The organism is Desulfobacter hydrogenophilus (assembly GCF_004319545.1).
Classification (GTDB): Bacteria; Desulfobacterota; Desulfobacteria; order Desulfobacterales; family Desulfobacteraceae; genus Desulfobacter; species Desulfobacter hydrogenophilus.
Genome location: NZ_CP036313.1, coordinates 4235106 through 4252706, shown reverse-complemented (window position 1 = coordinate 4252706; position 17601 = coordinate 4235106). Strand labels below are relative to the sequence as shown.

At 45.0% G+C, this 17601-nt stretch carries 17 protein-coding genes; all 17 read left to right on the top strand.

The window, feature by feature from the left end:
• The first annotated feature begins 27 nt into the window (after nt 1-27).
• The 17 genes from EYB58_RS18900 to EYB58_RS18825 all read left to right on the top strand — a co-directional run bounded on the left by EYB58_RS18900 (nt 28) and on the right by EYB58_RS18825 (nt 17586).
• Nucleotides 28-1233: a Rha family transcriptional regulator gene (locus EYB58_RS18900; RefSeq protein WP_111953179.1), complete on the top strand. Its 1206-nt coding sequence runs from the start codon at nt 28-30 to the stop codon at nt 1231-1233.
• Between the two features lie 11 nt (nt 1234-1244).
• Complete coding sequence (locus tag EYB58_RS18895) at nt 1245-1982, top strand: P-loop NTPase family protein (protein ID WP_111953177.1); 738 nt, start codon at nt 1245-1247, stop codon at nt 1980-1982.
• Nucleotides 1979-2239: a hypothetical protein gene (locus EYB58_RS18890; protein WP_111953175.1), complete on the top strand. Its 261-nt coding sequence runs from the start codon at nt 1979-1981 to the stop codon at nt 2237-2239. Before EYB58_RS18895 ends, EYB58_RS18890 begins: the two co-directional genes overlap by 4 nt.
• Before the next feature lie 15 nt (nt 2240-2254).
• Nucleotides 2255-2575: a TrbC/VirB2 family type IV secretion system protein gene (locus EYB58_RS18885; RefSeq protein WP_111953173.1), complete on the top strand. Its 321-nt coding sequence runs from the start codon at nt 2255-2257 to the stop codon at nt 2573-2575.
• The gene (locus EYB58_RS18880; RefSeq protein ID WP_111953171.1) at nt 2575-5289 is read left to right on the top strand and encodes a VirB4 family type IV secretion/conjugal transfer ATPase; all 2715 of its coding nucleotides are present in this window, start codon (nt 2575-2577) and stop codon (nt 5287-5289) included. The genes EYB58_RS18885 and EYB58_RS18880 overlap by 1 nt, the downstream gene beginning before the upstream one ends.
• Nucleotides 5290-5300: 11 nt before the next feature.
• Complete coding sequence (gene trbJ / locus EYB58_RS18875; protein ID WP_111953169.1) at nt 5301-6053, top strand: P-type conjugative transfer protein TrbJ; 753 nt, start codon at nt 5301-5303, stop codon at nt 6051-6053.
• 109 nt (nt 6054-6162) lie between these two features.
• Complete coding sequence (gene trbL, locus EYB58_RS18870; RefSeq protein ID WP_242637433.1) at nt 6163-7227, top strand: P-type conjugative transfer protein TrbL; 1065 nt, start codon at nt 6163-6165, stop codon at nt 7225-7227.
• Nucleotides 7228-7881 (top strand): VirB8 family type IV secretion system protein, encoded by a 654-nt coding sequence (locus EYB58_RS18865; protein ID WP_111953165.1) that lies wholly within the window; start codon nt 7228-7230, stop codon nt 7879-7881.
• Between the two features lie 11 nt (nt 7882-7892).
• The gene (gene trbG / locus EYB58_RS18860; RefSeq protein WP_111953163.1) at nt 7893-8735 is read left to right on the top strand and encodes a P-type conjugative transfer protein TrbG; all 843 of its coding nucleotides are present in this window, start codon (nt 7893-7895) and stop codon (nt 8733-8735) included.
• Nucleotides 8732-9157, top strand: coding sequence for a conjugal transfer protein TrbH (locus EYB58_RS18855; RefSeq protein ID WP_111953161.1), 426 nt, complete (start codon nt 8732-8734; stop codon nt 9155-9157). The genes trbG and EYB58_RS18855 overlap by 4 nt, the downstream gene beginning before the upstream one ends.
• Nucleotides 9154-10464, top strand: coding sequence for a TrbI/VirB10 family protein (locus EYB58_RS18850; RefSeq protein ID WP_111953159.1), 1311 nt, complete (start codon nt 9154-9156; stop codon nt 10462-10464). The genes EYB58_RS18855 and EYB58_RS18850 overlap by 4 nt, the downstream gene beginning before the upstream one ends.
• Nucleotides 10461-10637 carry a hypothetical protein gene (locus EYB58_RS23350; RefSeq protein WP_165477785.1) on the top strand — a complete coding sequence of 59 codons (177 nt, stop codon included), beginning with the start codon at nt 10461-10463 and terminating at the stop codon, nt 10635-10637. The genes EYB58_RS18850 and EYB58_RS23350 overlap by 4 nt, the downstream gene beginning before the upstream one ends.
• Nucleotides 10634-12796, top strand: a complete 2163-nt coding sequence (locus tag EYB58_RS18845) for a DNA topoisomerase 3 (protein WP_111953157.1) — start codon at nt 10634-10636, stop codon at nt 12794-12796. Before EYB58_RS23350 ends, EYB58_RS18845 begins: the two co-directional genes overlap by 4 nt.
• Nucleotides 12786-13007: a hypothetical protein gene (locus EYB58_RS18840; protein WP_111953155.1), complete on the top strand. Its 222-nt coding sequence runs from the start codon at nt 12786-12788 to the stop codon at nt 13005-13007. The genes EYB58_RS18845 and EYB58_RS18840 overlap by 11 nt, the downstream gene beginning before the upstream one ends.
• On the top strand, nt 13000-15318 hold the full coding sequence (locus EYB58_RS18835; protein WP_111953153.1) for an ArdC-like ssDNA-binding domain-containing protein: 2319 nt from the start codon (nt 13000-13002) through the stop codon (nt 15316-15318). Before EYB58_RS18840 ends, EYB58_RS18835 begins: the two co-directional genes overlap by 8 nt.
• Nucleotides 15315-17159, top strand: a complete 1845-nt coding sequence (locus EYB58_RS18830) for a type IV secretory system conjugative DNA transfer family protein (RefSeq protein WP_111953151.1) — start codon at nt 15315-15317, stop codon at nt 17157-17159. Before EYB58_RS18835 ends, EYB58_RS18830 begins: the two co-directional genes overlap by 4 nt.
• Nucleotides 17149-17586 (top strand): S26 family signal peptidase, encoded by a 438-nt coding sequence (locus EYB58_RS18825; RefSeq protein WP_111953149.1) that lies wholly within the window; start codon nt 17149-17151, stop codon nt 17584-17586. Before EYB58_RS18830 ends, EYB58_RS18825 begins: the two co-directional genes overlap by 11 nt.
• Nucleotides 17587-17601 lie beyond the last annotated feature (15 nt).

The window sequence follows — 17601 nt, the reverse complement described above, 5'->3', positions numbered from 1 at the left end:
CCAGCTGTTATTATATGGAGTTTAACGATGGACATTAACATAAAAAAACAAAAAATCAATATTACAACCACCGGCGGAAAACTGACAGTTTCTTCTATGATGGTGGCAGAACATTTCGAAAAAGACCATAAAAATGTGTTGCGCACAATTCGTCAGATTGTAGCAGAGCTACCTGCAAACTTTAGTGATTTAGGACGGCTCAATTTTGAGCCGTCCTCATATATTAACGATCAAAATAAAGAACAGCCTGCAATGAACATGACCCGTGACGGTTTTGTTTTGCTTGTCATGGGCTTTACAGGCAAGAGAGCCATGGAGTGGAAACTCAAGTATATTGAGGCATTCAACGCCATGGAAAAGGCTCAGAAAGACAAATTATATTTAAAAGCTGCATTACAAATTCCAAGAGAAAGCGATCTGACAGTTTTATTGCCCACCGGCGAGTTCGGCGTTTCAAGCTGGAAACTGGCCAAGGAAATTGATCAGCCCCACAAAGCCTTGATGACAAAAATTCAATATTTGGATGTCCCTACCCTATTTAAGGCAGAAAATTTTATCCCAATGGGACATGTGGAAGATCACGGCCCAAGAGTTGACGGGTACGGGATTACCTTGGCCGGTCTTGGCATGATAGGCCATATCTTTCGCAGCCAAGTAGCAAGAGCAGCTCAATTAAAGGGATACGAACAGTTAAAGGCTGTCAACGCCTCAAAAGACATAGGAGAGACTGCTCATGCCCAACCAGTCCAAAGTGTGATCCCCCGGTTTCAGCGGTCCGATGTTTCAGAAAAGAAGATGCTTGCGCTCCAAGGGTTAATTTCGATCTGGGCATGGATTGAAAATACCACCCCTGAAAAACTTGAAGCTGAACTATGTGCCTACATGCAGATAACAAACCTGAAAGGCATCACAACGTCAAGTTATGAAAACGCCATGGAATACATCTGGTCAGGGATACAAACTCTGCAAAACGACTTTATAGATCTTTGTACGGAAGATGAATTACGGCCGTTAAGGGGACTGTTTGATTTCATGGCTTATTACGAGGACAGGATAAGCTACGAATATCTATTTAACAAATTCAAAAAAGAACACCAGTTTGAAGATTTTACCAAAGTTTCCAAGAAAGATTTTCAAAAAATCATAATGTTGGCCTGGGGCACCATGTACGCCATGTGCCTTGGCGATAAAGCCGGATGCTGCAAAGCAAGCTGCATCCATAACCAATTATAAAGGGGAAAAAAATGGCATCAATAAATATGATCCTGCAGGGCAAGGGCGGTGTTGGCAAAAGTTTTACAGCCAGTCTTTTAAGTCAATATCTGGTTGATAGAGACCAGCTACTGGCATGCCTGGACGCTGATCCGATTAATGCAACCCTGACAGCCTATGAAGCATTAAAGGCGACCAAAATAGAGATCATGGAAGGTGATTCTATTAACAGCCGGTTATTTGACACGATGATAGAAAAATTGATCCAGTTGCCGGATGAAGCCTTCGCAGTTGTTGACAGCGGCGCCAGCACATTTGTTCCCCTGGCTGCTTACATGTCGGAAAACAATGTTGCCGATTTTCTGAAAGACAGCGGCCATCACCTTACGCTGCATACCCTGATCACCGGCGGCCAGGCCGAAGGTGATACCATTCAAGGCCTGGCATCCCTGATGGACTGTTTCCCGGACACCCCCATAACAATATGGGTAAACCCTTTCTTCGGCCAAATTGATTTTGAAAACCACAAACTGGCAAAAACCAATCGGGATCAGGGCGGTACCACCATTGTTTTGCCCACGTATAAAAAAGATACTTTTGGCTATGATCTGGAGCTGATGCTCAAGTCCCGCCTGACATTTGCCCAAGCAATCAATTCCGGGAAATTCAACGTCATGGCTAAACAGCGGCTTAAAATCGCCAGGGATGAAATCTGGAACATCCTGGATGAATCCGGCCTGATTATTGATGCCCAGGAACAGCAGGAATGAAAAACAGAATCCAGGCGGAAATAGCCAAAAGGCACAACATGACAGTCGGTGACAATGATCCTGTCTGGATCGTTGCAACTGTGTGCGAACTTATGGCCGAAGAATATTCACGAAAACTTTCTGACCAGCAAGATGTCCTTGCAAAAAAATTCAAAGAAAAAATTAAGGAGGTGAACAAAAGAACAAATGCACTGAATATAGCGATAGCCGTGCTTTTCGGCATCATTATCGGTCTGTCAATTCAATTGATTATTTGAAGAGGAGTTTTAAAAATGAAAAAGTATTTACCGTTACTTATACCAACCTTTTTTTTTATTGGTGTTATTACATTTGTTGATTCTGCTTTTGCATCAACCATTTCAGAATTTGAAACCCCTGCAGAAACCTTGATGGAAACTTTACGCGGGCCGTGGGCCAAGTCCGTTGCAATACTGATGATCCTGGCGGCTGCTTTTGTGATGTGGTTCAAGAAAGATGATTTGGACGGCATGACAAAGGGGTTCCTGGTGGTAGTCTGTATCATCTCGGTGCTGGCCTTAGCCGAACCGATCATTGATACGCTGTTCACATTCGGCAGCGGAGCATTAATATAATGCGACGAATCGCAATACATCGTTCACTGCATCGCGCAGACCTGATCATGGGCATAGAACGGGATTTGCTTTTCCCGATAGGTATTGCCGCCGGCGTGCTGATTGTATCCAGCGGCAACCGCCCATGGCAGATACTGATCGGTCTGATAATTATGTCGGTTGGGTTTGCCCTGGCCAGGAAAGCAAATAAAAAAGAGCCGATCCTTTCAAAGGTCTTCCGGCAGCATGTGCGGCATAAAAAATTTTATCCGGCCAAAGACAGCCCGGAGTTGCCGCATAAATCTATCCATTACAATGCCATGAGCAGAAAAGAAAAGGGCCTGCAAAGTCTTTTGCAGTATGCCGTGATGGTAGATAACGGGGTTATCCTTTGCAAAAACGGTTCGTTCCTGGTGGGCTATGAAATAACAACCCTGGACACGGACAGTTCAACTGATACGGAATTAGAAAACTTTTCAACTTCTATATCCGCATCATTAAAAAATTTAGGAGATGGCTTCACCCTGCACTTTGACTGCATCCGGAGCCCGGAAGATTATTATCCTGATAAAAATGAAAATCATTTCCCTGACAAGATCACTAGGGCAATTGATGATGAAAGGCGAATATATTTTAAAAAGGGTAAGCATTTTCGCACAACTCATTATCTTTTTATCACCTGGAAGCCGGATATATCCGCGCAGAAAATGGATTCCTTTTTATATACAGAAGAAAAGGATGAACACCAGAGAAAGAAAGGGGATGATCCTGGTGTTAAGGCATTAAAAAACTTTCAAAATAATCTAATCGAAATCGAGGACAGGCTCTCGTTATCTTTCCGGCTCCGAGAACTTAAGGATATACATCTCCAAAATGGCATATTTTCAGAACTGTTGGAAATTATCAACTGGATTATCATGGGGGAACGCCACAAAATAAAATTGCCGGAAATCCCTATGTATCTTGATTATCTTTTATCTTCCCAAGATGTCACAGGCGGCATAGTCCCAAAAGTTGCGGATAAATATATAAGTGTCGTTGCCATTGACGGTTTCCCTGCAGAATCTTACCCAATGATGCTGTCCGGTTTAGATAGTTTATCCATACCGTACCGGTTTAACACCCGTTATATCTGTATGGATCAATGGACAGCCTTACAGCAGATAGAAAATTACCGGAAGGGCTGGTCTCAAAAAATCATTGGTTTCTTTGACAAACTTTTAAATAACGCCAAAGCAAAACCAAACAAAGATGCCGCCTTGATGGCCGAAGATGCGGAGGAAGCCTATTTAATTAATCAATCCGGATTTGTGGGGTTCGGTTATTTTTCCGGAAACATCATTCTGTTAAATGAAGATAAAGAATTATTGCAGACGCAAACCAGGGATATCCGGAAAGTGGTTTTATCCCAAGGCTTTGCTGCCCGGGTAGAAACCCTCAATGCCCTGGAAGGCTGGCTTGGAACCCATCCGGCCAACAATTATTCCAACCTGCGCCGCATTATTTTGCACAGCCTGAATCTTGCCGACATTTTACCATTGTCCACAATATATGCCGGATCAGCTAAAGCCCCCTGCCCTTTTTACCCGCCTGGATCTCCGCCGCTGATGTATGCCGCTACAGACGGCGCAACCCCTTTTCGGCTGAACCTGCACATAGGGGATTTAGGCCATACCTTGATTTTTGGCCCTACCGGAGCGGGTAAATCCGTTTTGTTGGCCATGATCGCAGCTCAATTCAGGCGTTATAAAGATGCGTGTATTTTTGCATTTGATAAGGGCTTGTCAATGTTTCCTCTGGTCTCTGCATCAGGCGGCACCCATTATCACATTGCCGGTGACGACAGCCAGCTTGCTTTTTGCCCTTTAAAATATATTGATACAGATGCTGAACAAGCCTGGGCAGAAGATTGGATAACCACCCTGGCCAAACTGCAAAAAGTTGATATCAAGCCCGAGCATCGAACAGCCATACATGATGCTGTTACGCAGATCAGAAACTCTCCGGATCAGCACCGCACTTTAAGCAACCTGTATCATTATATACAGCACCAGAAACTCAAAGAAGCGATTCAACATTATACCAATCAGGGAGCCATGGGAAAACTTCTTGATGCGCCTGCCGATTCCATGACCCTGGAAAAGTACACCGTATTTGAAATCGAAGAGTTAATGAATCTTGGTGAAGAAAACTTAATCCCGGTGCTTTTGTATATTTTTCATCGCATAGAGAAGGCATTTAAAGGTCAGCCAAGCATACTGATCCTGGATGAAGCCTGGATTATGCTGGGGCATCCTGTTTTTCAGCAAAAAATACGGGAATGGTTAAAAGTGCTCAGGAAGGCAAATTGTGCGGTTGTCCTAGCCACACAAAGCCTTTCTGATGCCAAAAATTCAGGCCTTTTAGATGTGCTGTCAGAAAGCTGCCCAACCAAAATATTTTTACCAAACCTGGATGCAGGGAAAGACACGCAAAAAGAACTTTACCACGGTCTGGGCCTCAATTGCACCCAGGTTCAAATCATCGCACAGGCCCGGCCAAAACGAGAATATTACGTAACATCTTCACAGGGTAGCCGCCTGATCAATTTATCTTTATCCCCCCTGGCCCTGTCATTTGCCGGAGTATCAGGCAAAGAAGACATTGGCGCAATTAAGAATTTAATAAATGAGCACGGCACTGAATGGCCAAAACAATGGCTGCATGCCAGAAGTATTAAAACCCCTAAAATTTAAGGAAGTTCAAAATGAAGAACAAAATTACAATCGCTTTATTGTCCATCATTACCTCTGTCAATGTGTCTATAGCCGGTATTCCTGTTACCTGTCTTAATTGTTCTAATTTATTCACACAAGCACTTGAATATATAAAAGATATAGAGCAATTGGCAGAAGAGATCAAACAGTACGAACAACTCGTTAAACAAACAGAAAACGCCATCACGAATACCATGAATCTGCCCAGCAACCTGCTTTCAAACCTTCAATCTCAAATCAAGGTGGCTGTTTCCAACGTAAGCCGTTTGAACTCTTACAAGGCCGATATGGATGCTCTCTATACTATTTTTACGGATACCTGGCCTGAGCTTGAGGAAATTAAGGTTGATGGAGTGTTGATGAAAGATAGGATAGCGGCAAAACAAAACCAATTTAAGAAGGCCGCAGAAAAAGTGGACAATATTTTGCAGTCAAATTTTCGACTCTCCGGACAGCAATTACAAGACCTGCAAGATTCAGGTGATTTTGACAATTATGTAGATGACCTTCTATCAACCAAAGAAGGCAGGCAGCAGGCTATTGAAGCCGGCAACCAGATCAACGCCCTCACAGTCCATGAAATGAGACAGACAAGAGCATTGCTGGCTAATTATGTGCAGGCTCAAGCAGCCGAATCAGCCCAAAAACAAAACGAAGAAAAACAGCTTGAAGCGGAAGAAGAGCGGGAACAGTCAACAGGGGTGGATATGAAGGCAGATATTTTACCTGAATTGTTCCGGTAAAATATTCGGATCTACTTCCACTCCTACAGTATTTTTATATTCCTGTTTGGGTTGGGGATTATCAGATACGCCAATATAGAGACTAACACTGATACTAATGGCGATAACGATGGAGACGGTCAAAATGATCATTTTTTTAGACATGAAAAAAACTCCTATGAACCTTTTTTCTTATTTGTTGTTCATATCAATATTATTGCTATTTTTCAATGGAAATGCAGCCGCTTCGACCGTCGATCAAAGCATAATCCAGCGAATAATATTGAAATATCACGACGTCGGCACTACTTGGGGCGAAAATATAAAAAGCCATGCTTTTTGGTTATTAAAGGTCATGCTTGTGATCCAATTAACCTGGATGGCTTTAAAACTAGGCCTTAAGCAATCTACTTTACAGGATGTCATAGAAGATCTTGTAAAAGCAACTTTTTTTGGATCTGTTTTTTTCTGTCTAATAGTTTATGGCCAAGATTGGGCGGAGAAACTGATCACAGGAATGATTGGTTTAAGCGTTGAGGTTGCTGGTGGTAGTGAAAGTGCGGCTATGGTCTTTGTCCAAAGCCTTACAATTGCAGATAATATGTCAGCTCCTATATCTTTGTTCGGTGCATTAAAAGCCCCATTAATTGGACTTTGTATTATAGCCACGCTTCTTTGCTCCGCTTTAATTTACGGTATGTATCTCCTAATCCTTTGTGAGGCTTGGATTGTTCTCAATTTAGGGATTTTGCTCTTCGGCTTTGGCGGACTTAAAACTACTCGGGGGTTTGCCACAAGCTTCTTGAAATATTCTCTTGGCGTTGGACTCAAGCTCTTCACGATTAAATGCCTTATCTATATTTTGGCAGCCTTCCTTGCTGACATGGTTAGTTATTCTTTTAGCGATATTACCGAAGTTTTGGTTATAACCGCTTCATTCATAATTCTTGCATTTCTGGTCAAAACTTTACCTGACGCTATGTCTCGGATGGTCACATTGAACAGTGGGAGTAGTGCCGGAGCCATGACCGGAGCCATGGCGGCAGGCGCAGGTATGGCGGCGAGTGCCGCCTCCATGGGCGTCGGTGCCGCCGCCGGTGGTGCCGGTGGAGGCATGGCTGGCGCATTCAGTGGAGCCAGGAGCGGGGCATTGGAGGCCATAGCAAAAGCCGTAAAACCCAAAGAGGAGAAATAAATGTCAAAAGGAATTCAAAACCATTATCTCGCCGGACGGCAGGCATGGGCTGAAGTATTCGGATCTTTCATCAAGGAAAGAAACCTTTGGCGGTGGTTAGCCCTGCTTGTTTCGGTTGTAGCTATCTTGCTTGGTGCCGGCAATATCATACAGCTTAGACAACAAAAAGTGATCCCGTACATGGTTGAAGTTGACCGGGCCGGGCGGATCAGCGGCGGACATATGGCCAAAAAACTTGAGACCAGCCAGGAGATGATTCAATACAGCCTGGGCCAGTTTATCACGGCCTGGCGGACGGTCACGGCTGATATCGCCCTGCAGGAAAAATACATCAAGCAATCCAGTTTCATGTCAATTGGTGCTGCAAAAAGAATCCTGGCTAAATGGTATGCAGACAATAATCCATACATTTCCAGCGAAGAAAAATTGGTAGAAGTGCGGATTTTGGCCCTGCCTCTGTATGTCAGCGGAGAAACATGGCTGGTGGAATGGACAGAGATAGAGCGCACACATAAAGGCGTTGAACGATCCCGGACAACCTATCAAGCAAACCTTATCATCAAACGCAAGATTCCAGAAACACAACAAGAAATTATCAACAATGCCAGCGGCATATATGTGTCGCAAATCAGCCACAGCAAAAAGATACAATAGGAGTTTAACCCATGAAAAAACTAATTACAATCGCAATAGCAGTATTCTTTGCCGGTTTGACGACATGCCGGGCTGCGGATTTTGTAAGCCCCGTATCAGCCAGATTGGTCAGCAAAGAAAGAAAGCCTTTAGCCTTGCAGTCAAGATGGCAAAAAAACACCCTGGACCCCATCACCACAAGAAACGGCATGAACTGTTTTGTTTATGGACATTCAAATCCAACCATTATTGTTACACCGTATAAAGTGGCTGATCTGGAATTGCAGCCCGGAGAAGTAATCAATTCTATGGTCCTGGGCGATAACGCGCGATGGTATGCAGAAATCGTGTTTTCCGGTAGCGGCGATATCAGCACAAGTCACGTTGTTTTCAAAGCCCTGGATTCCGGACTCACTACCACAGCAGTGATCACCACTGACCGGCGGGTTTATCATATCAATCTCAAGTCCGACCGCAGTAAACACATGCTGTATACAGGCTTCATCTATCCCCAGGACCATATCGCAATCACCAAAGCGGCCCGGGAAAAAGAAATCAAAGAAAAAGAGAAAAGGACCACTCCTGATGGTTTTGATATTACCAATTTAAACTTTGATTATGAAATATCCGGAAATGCCGGCTGGAGACCGCTGCAGGTTTTTGACAACGGCGTTAAAACGTATATCAAGCTGCCAAAATTGCAGGAAATGCCCATGTTCATGGTCAAAACCGCGGCGGGTAAAGGTCTTGTAAACTGCCGGGTTAAAAATAACTGTTTTATTGTAGACCGGATTTTTGACCAAGGCTATTTAATCCTTGGTGTGGGCAAGGATAAGGAAGAATTAACCCTGACCCGGCTGGAGGCGAAAAAATGAAACCGCTTACCAGACTGACCCTTCTTTTTTTTCTGGCGTTAACCTGTTTTTCCTGCACCCATCTTTCTTCTAAAGGATCATGGGTATCGATTGATTCTGAGCCGCCGTTACTGATTTGTGATGAAATCATCAGCCGCCTGATCCTGCAATATCCACCGGCAAAAACCACGATAACGCTTCTTAAAAGCGGCAATAAAACCTTTGACGAACTGATTGAAAAACAGGCCAGACGAGCCGGTTATACAATCAGTCAGACCCAGAGCGCTGTCAAGATCTGCTATGTCATTGACGTGTTATCGCAAAATCCCGGCACCGGATACGTCCACCTTAAAAGCAGTGACGGATTCAGTTTCAGCCGGATGTTCCGCATGCCGGGATATAACCTGGCAGACAATTATACCCAACGCGAGGTTAAAAAATGAGTGCACCACGGGGGCTGCAAAGGCCGGGCGTAATGACAACGGTGTTGAGCAAAAAGCCTATCTTAGTGCTGTTTCTGTTCATTGCCATCATTGTATTGCTGCTGCTTTTTTCAATCTTTGATGAAGATAAAAGAAAGAATAGAAACGGGGATCAGGATCAGGAAACCCTGTTGATAGAACCCCAGCAGTCATCCGTATCCACAGATGAAGAAGGGCTTAATCTGCCCAAAGCCCCTAAACAACGCAAAGGCCTTGCGTCTGAAACCGATATGAACACCCAGGGGAAAAAGGGGGATCAAAAGGCCCTTGAGCCCATTGAGGTTGTACGCGCGAATCCCCCTCCCCAGGACCCTGTAAAAGCCGCTTTAGATAAGCAGCGGCAAAAACAGCTTGTCACCGTTCTGCAGTACCGATTTGAAAAGCAACGCCAGGCTTTGGAATCCAATCCGGTTGTTTACAAAAAAAACGCCTCAATGATTGTCAGCGCCTCTTCTGGTATTTCTGACCAAACCGGCGGGCAATCTGGAACTTCAGCAAGATTGTCCGCTTTAAACAGTGAACTTGCAAACGCTAAAGCAAGGCTTGGCCTTGGGGGTGCCGATTCACGATCCATAGCATCAGTAACAACGACAACTGGTTTATCCATATCAGCTCAAACCGAAAGCAATGATGATTCAATGTGGGATAACGGTTATTCCATGGATCAGGATACCAATGCGTTATCCATTAAAACCGGGGCCATTATACCTGTGGTGCTGATCACCGGGATTGATTCAACTTTGCCCGGCTATATCAGCGGTCAGGTCAGTCAAAATGTCTGGGATACCGCAACCGGTTATAACCTACTCATCCCCCAGGGCACCAAAGCCTTTGGCCAATATCAGAACAACATAATTATGGGCCAGGAACGGGTATTCGTCGTCTGGCAGCGATTAATCTTTCCTGATGGCCGGACAATGACCTTGAAGGATATGCCCGGCGGGGACCAGCTGGGTTACACCGGCCTGAAAGACAAGGTGAATAACCACTATTTCAGGATTTATGGTCATGCCCTGCTAATGAGCCTTGTCACCGGCGGCACTGCTTATGCCATGAACACCTTGGACAGCGATAACAGTGACGAAACAACAACGCTCAATGAATCCATGGGAACGGCCTTGGCCGATCAGATGGGGCAAACAACCATGGCCCTGCTTGAAAAACATATGAATATGTCCCCCACCTTAACCATCCGGCCTGGTTATCGCCTGAACATCATAGCGGTTAAAGATTTAGAGTTCAGCGAGCCGTATGAAGGCAAATTATGAAAATTGATAAAAAATCCTGGCAAGAAGGCTATGAGGAGGGGCTCCGGAAACAGGAGTCCCAACCGGAAAACACAGAGGTTGTAAGCTGGTATGCCGGGTTTCTTGAAGGGCGGGCAGAGGCTGAAATGAAAATTAAAACTCACAAGAAACAATTAAGGAGAAAGAAATCATGAGACTTTTCATAGCAGAAAAACCATCTCTTGGCCGGGCCATTGCTGCAGGCCTGGGGAATGTGGAAAAAAGGAACGGTTATATAGAATGCGGCCAAGATGTCGTTACTTGGTGCTTCGGCCACCTGTTGGAAATGGACCAGCCCGAAGCATACGACGAAAAGTACAAGGTTTGGAGAAAAGAGGAACTGCCCATTTTACCGGGCACCTTTAACGCCTCGGTCAGAAAAGATGCTGTCGTACAAATGAAGATCATAGGTAAGCTGCTACGGGATGCTGAAATGGTCGTCAATGCAGGGGACCCGGACAGAGAAGGGCAGCTTCTTGTTGATGAAGTGTTGGAATACCACGACTATGCCGGTTTTTGTGAACGTATCTGGCTTGCGGCCCTGGATGATAAATCAGTTAAAAAAGCCCTGACCTCCATGACCGACAATAGTGACTATACCGGCCTGCGTGATGCCGCCAGGGCCAGAGCCCAGGCAGACTGGCTGGTAGGCATGAACTGCACCCGGGCCATGACCCTCAAAGGTCGCGATGCCGGCAGCCAGGGCGTGCTATCCCTTGGCCGGGTCCAGACCCCTACCCTTGCCCTGGTGGTCAACCGGGACCTGGCTATTGAAAACTTCAAACCTCATCCGTATTTCACCCTGCATGTTGAAATTATTCATGAAGCAGGTTCTTTCACCGGTACGTTTCAACCCCTTGACACACAAAAAGGGCTGGATGACCAGGGCCGTTTAATCAATCCTGATGAAGCCTATCGGCTCAAAAAAGAGGTAAGCAGCCAGGCGGGTAAAATTCTTGAAGCCTACAAAGAAAAAAAGAAAAAGAATCCGCCGTTACCCCATTGCCTGTCCTCTTTACAAAAAGCTGCATCTTCAAAACTCGGTATGGGAGCAAAACAAGTGCTTGATGTGGCCCAGGCACTTTATGAAAAAAAGCTGACAACATATCCCCGCTCAGATTGCCGGTACCTGCCGGAAGAGCAATTTGATGAAGCAGACAGTGTGCTTGCAGCCCTGGCAAACGTTTCCGGATTTGAACAAATTGCCGGGAATACGGATTGTTCTATCAAAAGCGCTGCATACAATACGAAAAAAGTAACTGCCCATCATGCCATTATCCCTACGGGTGAAACGCCTTCTAACCTGTCAGCTGATGAATCTGCCCTGTACCGTATGATTGCCCAAATCTTTTGTATTCAGTTTTATGCAGCCATGGAATATGAAGCGCAGAAAATTCTGACCGGGATCAATCATACTGTCTGGAAATCAACGGGCAGAAATATACTAAATTCTGGCTGGACAGCCTTCATCAGGGAACAAGAGGATGAAACCGCAGAAGATCAAATTTTGCCAGAGGTTCACCAGAACGACGGTATAACCGCAGGCCAGGTTGATATTAAATCCCAAAAAACCAAACCACCCGCAAGATTCACCGAAGGCACCCTCATTGAGGCTATGGCAAATATCCACAGGTTTATCGAAGATACCGAAGCCAAAAAGACTTTAAAAGAAAATGAAGGCATCGGAACTGAAGCGACCAGGGCCGGGATCATCGAAACATTAAAAGCCCGGCAGCTGATAGAACTCCAGAAAAAGAAGATCATTTCCACTGATCTTGGCCGGCAGCTGGTCAAAATGGCCCCTGAAGTACTCACTGATCCCGTGACAACGGCACAATGGGAATCAAGGCTTTCTGGCATCGTTGACGGTAACGAAAGCCTGTCCGCATTTATGACGGATCAAACCACCCAGGTCCCGGAACTTGTCAAAGCAATATTTGATCTTCAATTAGACCCTTTACCGGGAACCCATCTTTGCCCGGAATGCGACCGGCCGTTACACAGGCAAAAAAGCAAAAAAGGGGCGTGGTATTGGGCATGCTTCAACCAGGATGGACATGCCAAGCCTGTATTCCTCAATGATAAAAACGGCAAGCCGGATTTAACACCAAAGAAAAAAATAGAATTATCAGAACACAAGTGCCGGGCCTGCGGCAAACCGCTTGTGAAACGGGAATCAAAGAAAAAAGGAAAAGGAGGCAAGAATAATTATTGGTGGGGATGCTCCGGCTTTCCCAAATGTAAACAAACGTATTTTGACGATAACGGCAAGCCCCAGTTCACAGAAAAGAAGGAGAATAATAATGGATTTTGAATACTTTGCAATGAAACGCAACATGACCGTTGATGAGTACATCGCCTGGCTGAAAAGACAACTGGATACCCTTGATTTTGATTCTGACGATATCCCGGGGGATGTTGCCGAATATGCGGAAGAATCCTTTGGCCTTATCAAAATTTCTGCTGAAGAATTAGCCAGAATGCAAAAAGTACAGTTAGAGAATGAGGGGTTGAATTATGAGTAAATATCAAGACCAGCTCAATGATTTTTCCAAAAGGGTTTTAGAGGCCATTGAAAAAGGCGATGCGCCCTGGCAGAAACCGTGGGAAGAAGGTCTGTTGTTAGAATTGCCTAAAAATTTAACCACGGACCAGAATTATAAAGGTGTAAACCTGATTAACCTGGCAATGAGCGGCTACAATGACCCCAGGTGGATGACGTTCAACCAGGCGAAAGATATGAATTGTTTTGTCAAAAAAGGGCAAAAAGCCTCCAAAGGATTTTTTTACTCGCCTGCCAGATTGGAAAAAGAGCTTGATGATAAAGGAAAGCCCATCCTAGATGAAAACGGTGAAGAGAAAATAACTAAGGTCAATAAACCTATTTTCAAAACTTTTTCTGTTTTTAATGCCACCCAGATTGAAGGAGTGGAACCATACAGGCACCCGGAGCCTGCCTGGAAGCCGGAAGATAAAGCAGAAAAGCTGATAGCATCTGCCAATGTGGAAATCACAGGGAGTCAGCTTGATAAGGCGTTTTATAATTTTTTAACCCATTCCATTGAAACGCCGGACAAGTCACAATTTGACGATAAGTCAAAATATTATTCCACAATATTTCATGAACTGTCCCATGCTACAGCCCATAAATCAATGCTGGACAGGGGCGTTGACTATGCGGATAAGGATTCCAGGGCCAAGGAAGAATTAAGGGCGGAAATATCAAGCTGGCTGGTGTGTTCTCAAATTGGCATTGGCTATTCTGCCGAATCCAAAGAGAGCAATAAAGCGTATGTTTCGTCCTGGCTGAAAGCCATAAAGCCGGAAGATCGGGCAAAAGAACTCGGGTTTGCAATGAAAGACGCTGAAAAAATCGTTGAATACCTGATGGGGCCTGATTTAGAGAAAGGTAAAGCAACACAAAAAGAAGCGGAACGATTACAGGCGAAAGCCGATAAATACCGTATTGATCACAAAGATTTGTTTTCGTATACGGAAAAAATAACTGTGGCCATGGGCAATCCCGATTTGTTTGATGATTTAATGCCCGAGCACTATAAAAGTGATCCGTTATCAGCTTTTAACAAGGAACTGGATGATTCCCAGCGTGAAATAGTAACCTATCTGAAGAATATCGCCCCTTCCCTTGAAAAAAAGTCCAAATCTGTTCCATCTCCCCAGGTGCCCTCCCCTGCCCCGAAACTATCCAAAAATTCGCAAATCGAAAAAAGAGATCCGGCATTATCCAGGATGTATATCAACGTGCCGTATTCAGAGAAAGATGAAGCCAAGGCCCTGGGTGCAAAATGGGATAAACAGGAAAAATCCTGGTTTGTTGAATCTGAAATTGACCAGGCCCCTTTTAAAAAATGGCTCGAACCTGCCCAGGATAGTCTTGACATGAACAAAGTAACTGCTCAATTCCAGGATCAGGCTTCCAGACTTGGCCTGAAAATTGACAGCCCCCAGGCGGACGGCAAGCTGCACCGTGTAGCGGTTGAAGGAGATAAGGGCGGTAAAAAATCCGGGGCATATACGCTTTATCCCGACGGCAGGCCTGCGGGGTTCATTCAAAATCATAAAACCGGGGAAAAAGCCAATTTCAAATATGAAGGAGAACTCGGTAAAACAGTCATTACATCAGGAAATAAACAAGCACGGGCAGCCGAGCGGGACCAGGATCACGCCGCAGCAGCTAAAAAAGCGTTCGGCATTTACATTAATGCCGAAAAAACCACGTCCCACCCATACCTTACAGATAAAAAGATCAATGGCGACAAAGGATACCGGGTTGATAAAAACAACCGGCTGATTGTCCCTGCCAAAAATCTTAAAACCAACAAAATCGAATCCCTGCAGTTCATCGGCGAGGATGGGCAAAAGCAATTTCTGACCGGCGGGAAAAAATCTGGGAACGCTTATACCATAGGCGAACTCGACGAACAAAAACCCATACTGCTGGCTGAAGGATTTGCAACGGGAAAGACCCTTAATGATGTGAGCCACCTTCCAGCGGTGGTCTGTTTTGATGCAAATAACCTTGAAAATGTGGCCAAACAAATCCGGGAATTGATGCCCTCGGCTGAGTTGTTCATTTGTGCTGATAATGACCACGCCAAAAAAAACAATGTGGGTGTGAAAAAAGCCGAAAAAGCCGCCAAGGCCGTTGGTGCTAAAGTCATTATCCCCAAATTTACGGATGAATCAAAAAAGCTTGGGTACACGGATTTCAATGACCTGGCCAAGTGCAAGATGGGTAAGAGTCGAGTTCAAAGTCAGTTGAAATCCCAAATCAAATATCTTTCCAAAGATAAAGGCGTAGGGCTTGAACGATGAAAAAACAAGAATACGGCCTTAAGCAGGCCAAGGCAAAAAAAAGCAGGTATCCGCTTCTTTTCCCGGTTTGTTTTTTGTTGTGGGCCTTTGCATTTATGAGTTACGCCACGCAAACCGTAGCCAAGGCATTACGATACCATCCTGACCTGGGCCGACCGGCGTTTGATACGTATTACCTTCCCTGGAAGGTGTTTGAATGGAACAAATACATAATAGATACCCCGGTGGGTAACCGGGTTGACTTGATCTTCGGTACTTTTGTCCTCAGCACGGCCTTCGGCTTTTTCCTGCTTCTCAGGAAAAAGCCGAAAGGCAATTTAAATCTGCACGGCACCGCAACCTGGGCAAAGAAAAAAGAGTTGGCCGCTATGGGACTTGATGCCAAAGAAGGTGTATATGTCGGCGGCTTTCCATTGACCAGGGGAACCAAATACCTGATCCATAACGGTCCGGAGCATATTCTAGCATTTGCGCCAACCCGATCCGGTAAAGGTGTGGGCCTGGTTATCCCATCTCTACTTGCCTGGCCGGGCTCAAGCGTAACCCTGGACATCAAAGGTGAAAATTACGCATTGACATCAGGCTATAGATCCAAAGAATTACATCATAAACTTCTTAAGTTTGATCCTGCCGATGAAACATTCTCTTTTGCTAAATGGAATCCTTTGGCTGAAGTGCGGATTAATACCAATCACGCCATTGCGGATGCCCAGAATATTGCACAAATGATCTGTGATCCGGATGGTAAGGGCATGAAAGATTATTTTACCCAGGCCGGGTATGCCTTGCTGACCGGGTTAATTTTGCATGTCATTGTATCAAAGCAGGGTGCAACCCTTGCAGATGTCGTGGCCGAAATTACAAAAAGCGACAATGAGGGGGATGTGAAAAACCTGCTCTATGCCATGATAGACAAGGAACACGCACAAATTTTAAAAAACAGGTATCCGGATATGGATACGGATCTGGCAGACAACATACAATCAACCATTGACAGTTATGCCGGTGAAGCTGTGATCAAAGCTGACCGAGAGTTATCCGGGGTCGTATCCACCGCTGTTACAAACCTTTCTTTGTATCGTGATCCCATTGTCGCAAAAAACACCTCTGAGTCTGATTTTTTCATTTCAGATATCATGAATTCTGAAACTCCTGTTGATTTATACCTGGTTGTATCCCCTGCCAACCTGGACAGGTTAAGGCCTCTGCTGCGCGTGTTTTTCAATCTGGCGTTAAGAAAATTCACCCAGAAAATGGAGTTTGAAAACGGGCAGGCCGTAGTGAGTTATAAACACAGGCTGTTGCTCATGCTGGACGAATTCACCAGCCTGGGCAAGTTGGAAATCATGCAAAAGGCCCTGGCGTTTATGGCCGGTTACGGCGTGAAGGCTTATATCATTGTCCAGGATTTATCCCAGCTGCAGGAGGCCTATACTAGGGATGAATCAATTACATCGAACTGCCATGTCAGGATTGCATATGCACCCAACAAGATAGAAACCGCAAAACTGTTGTCGGATATGACCGGGAAAACCACTGTTGTGGACAAAAAGACCAGTGTTTCCGGCAAACGATTAGGCGGCATGGGAAATGCCTCTGTATCGGTCAGCGAAGTTGCAAGACCATTGCTCACACCGGATGAATGCATGCGGTTGAAAGGCCCGGTCAAAGACGAAAAAGGGGGAATCAAAACCCCTGGTGATATGCTTATATTCGTTGCCGGGTACAACACGGTATACGGTCAGCAGATACTCTATTTTTTAGATCCTGTCTTTCAAAAGCGGGTTAAAATCCCGCCGCCCGATCACATAGCGCAAGAGGTCTCGAAAAATGAAATATAAAATTTTGCTGCTCTGCAGTCTCTTTTTTGCGGTCTGTTTTTTTGTATCTCAATACTGTTATATCAATCGTTCTGCCAGCCTGCCCCGAGGTATATATTTAAAAACCTCCCGGGCAATTGCCAAAGGTTCCTTTGTTGTTTTTCATCCCACGGCTGCACAACAACCTCTTGTATCCAAGTACGTTAAAAATACACCTTTAATGAAACGTGTGGCTGCTTTACCAGGGCAGGCATACCGATTACCCCCTGCCTCGGATACAGACAGCAAAGGCCGGGTGATTACGCCCTTTTCCCCGAAAACAGGCATCGTGCCTTCTGCGCAATTCGTTGTAATCGGCGACACCAAATACTCGTTGGATAGCCGGTATCTCGGGTTTGTACCTCAATCTTCAATAATGGATACGATCACCCCTCTCTTTGTTTTTTAAAAAAGTATCAGAAAG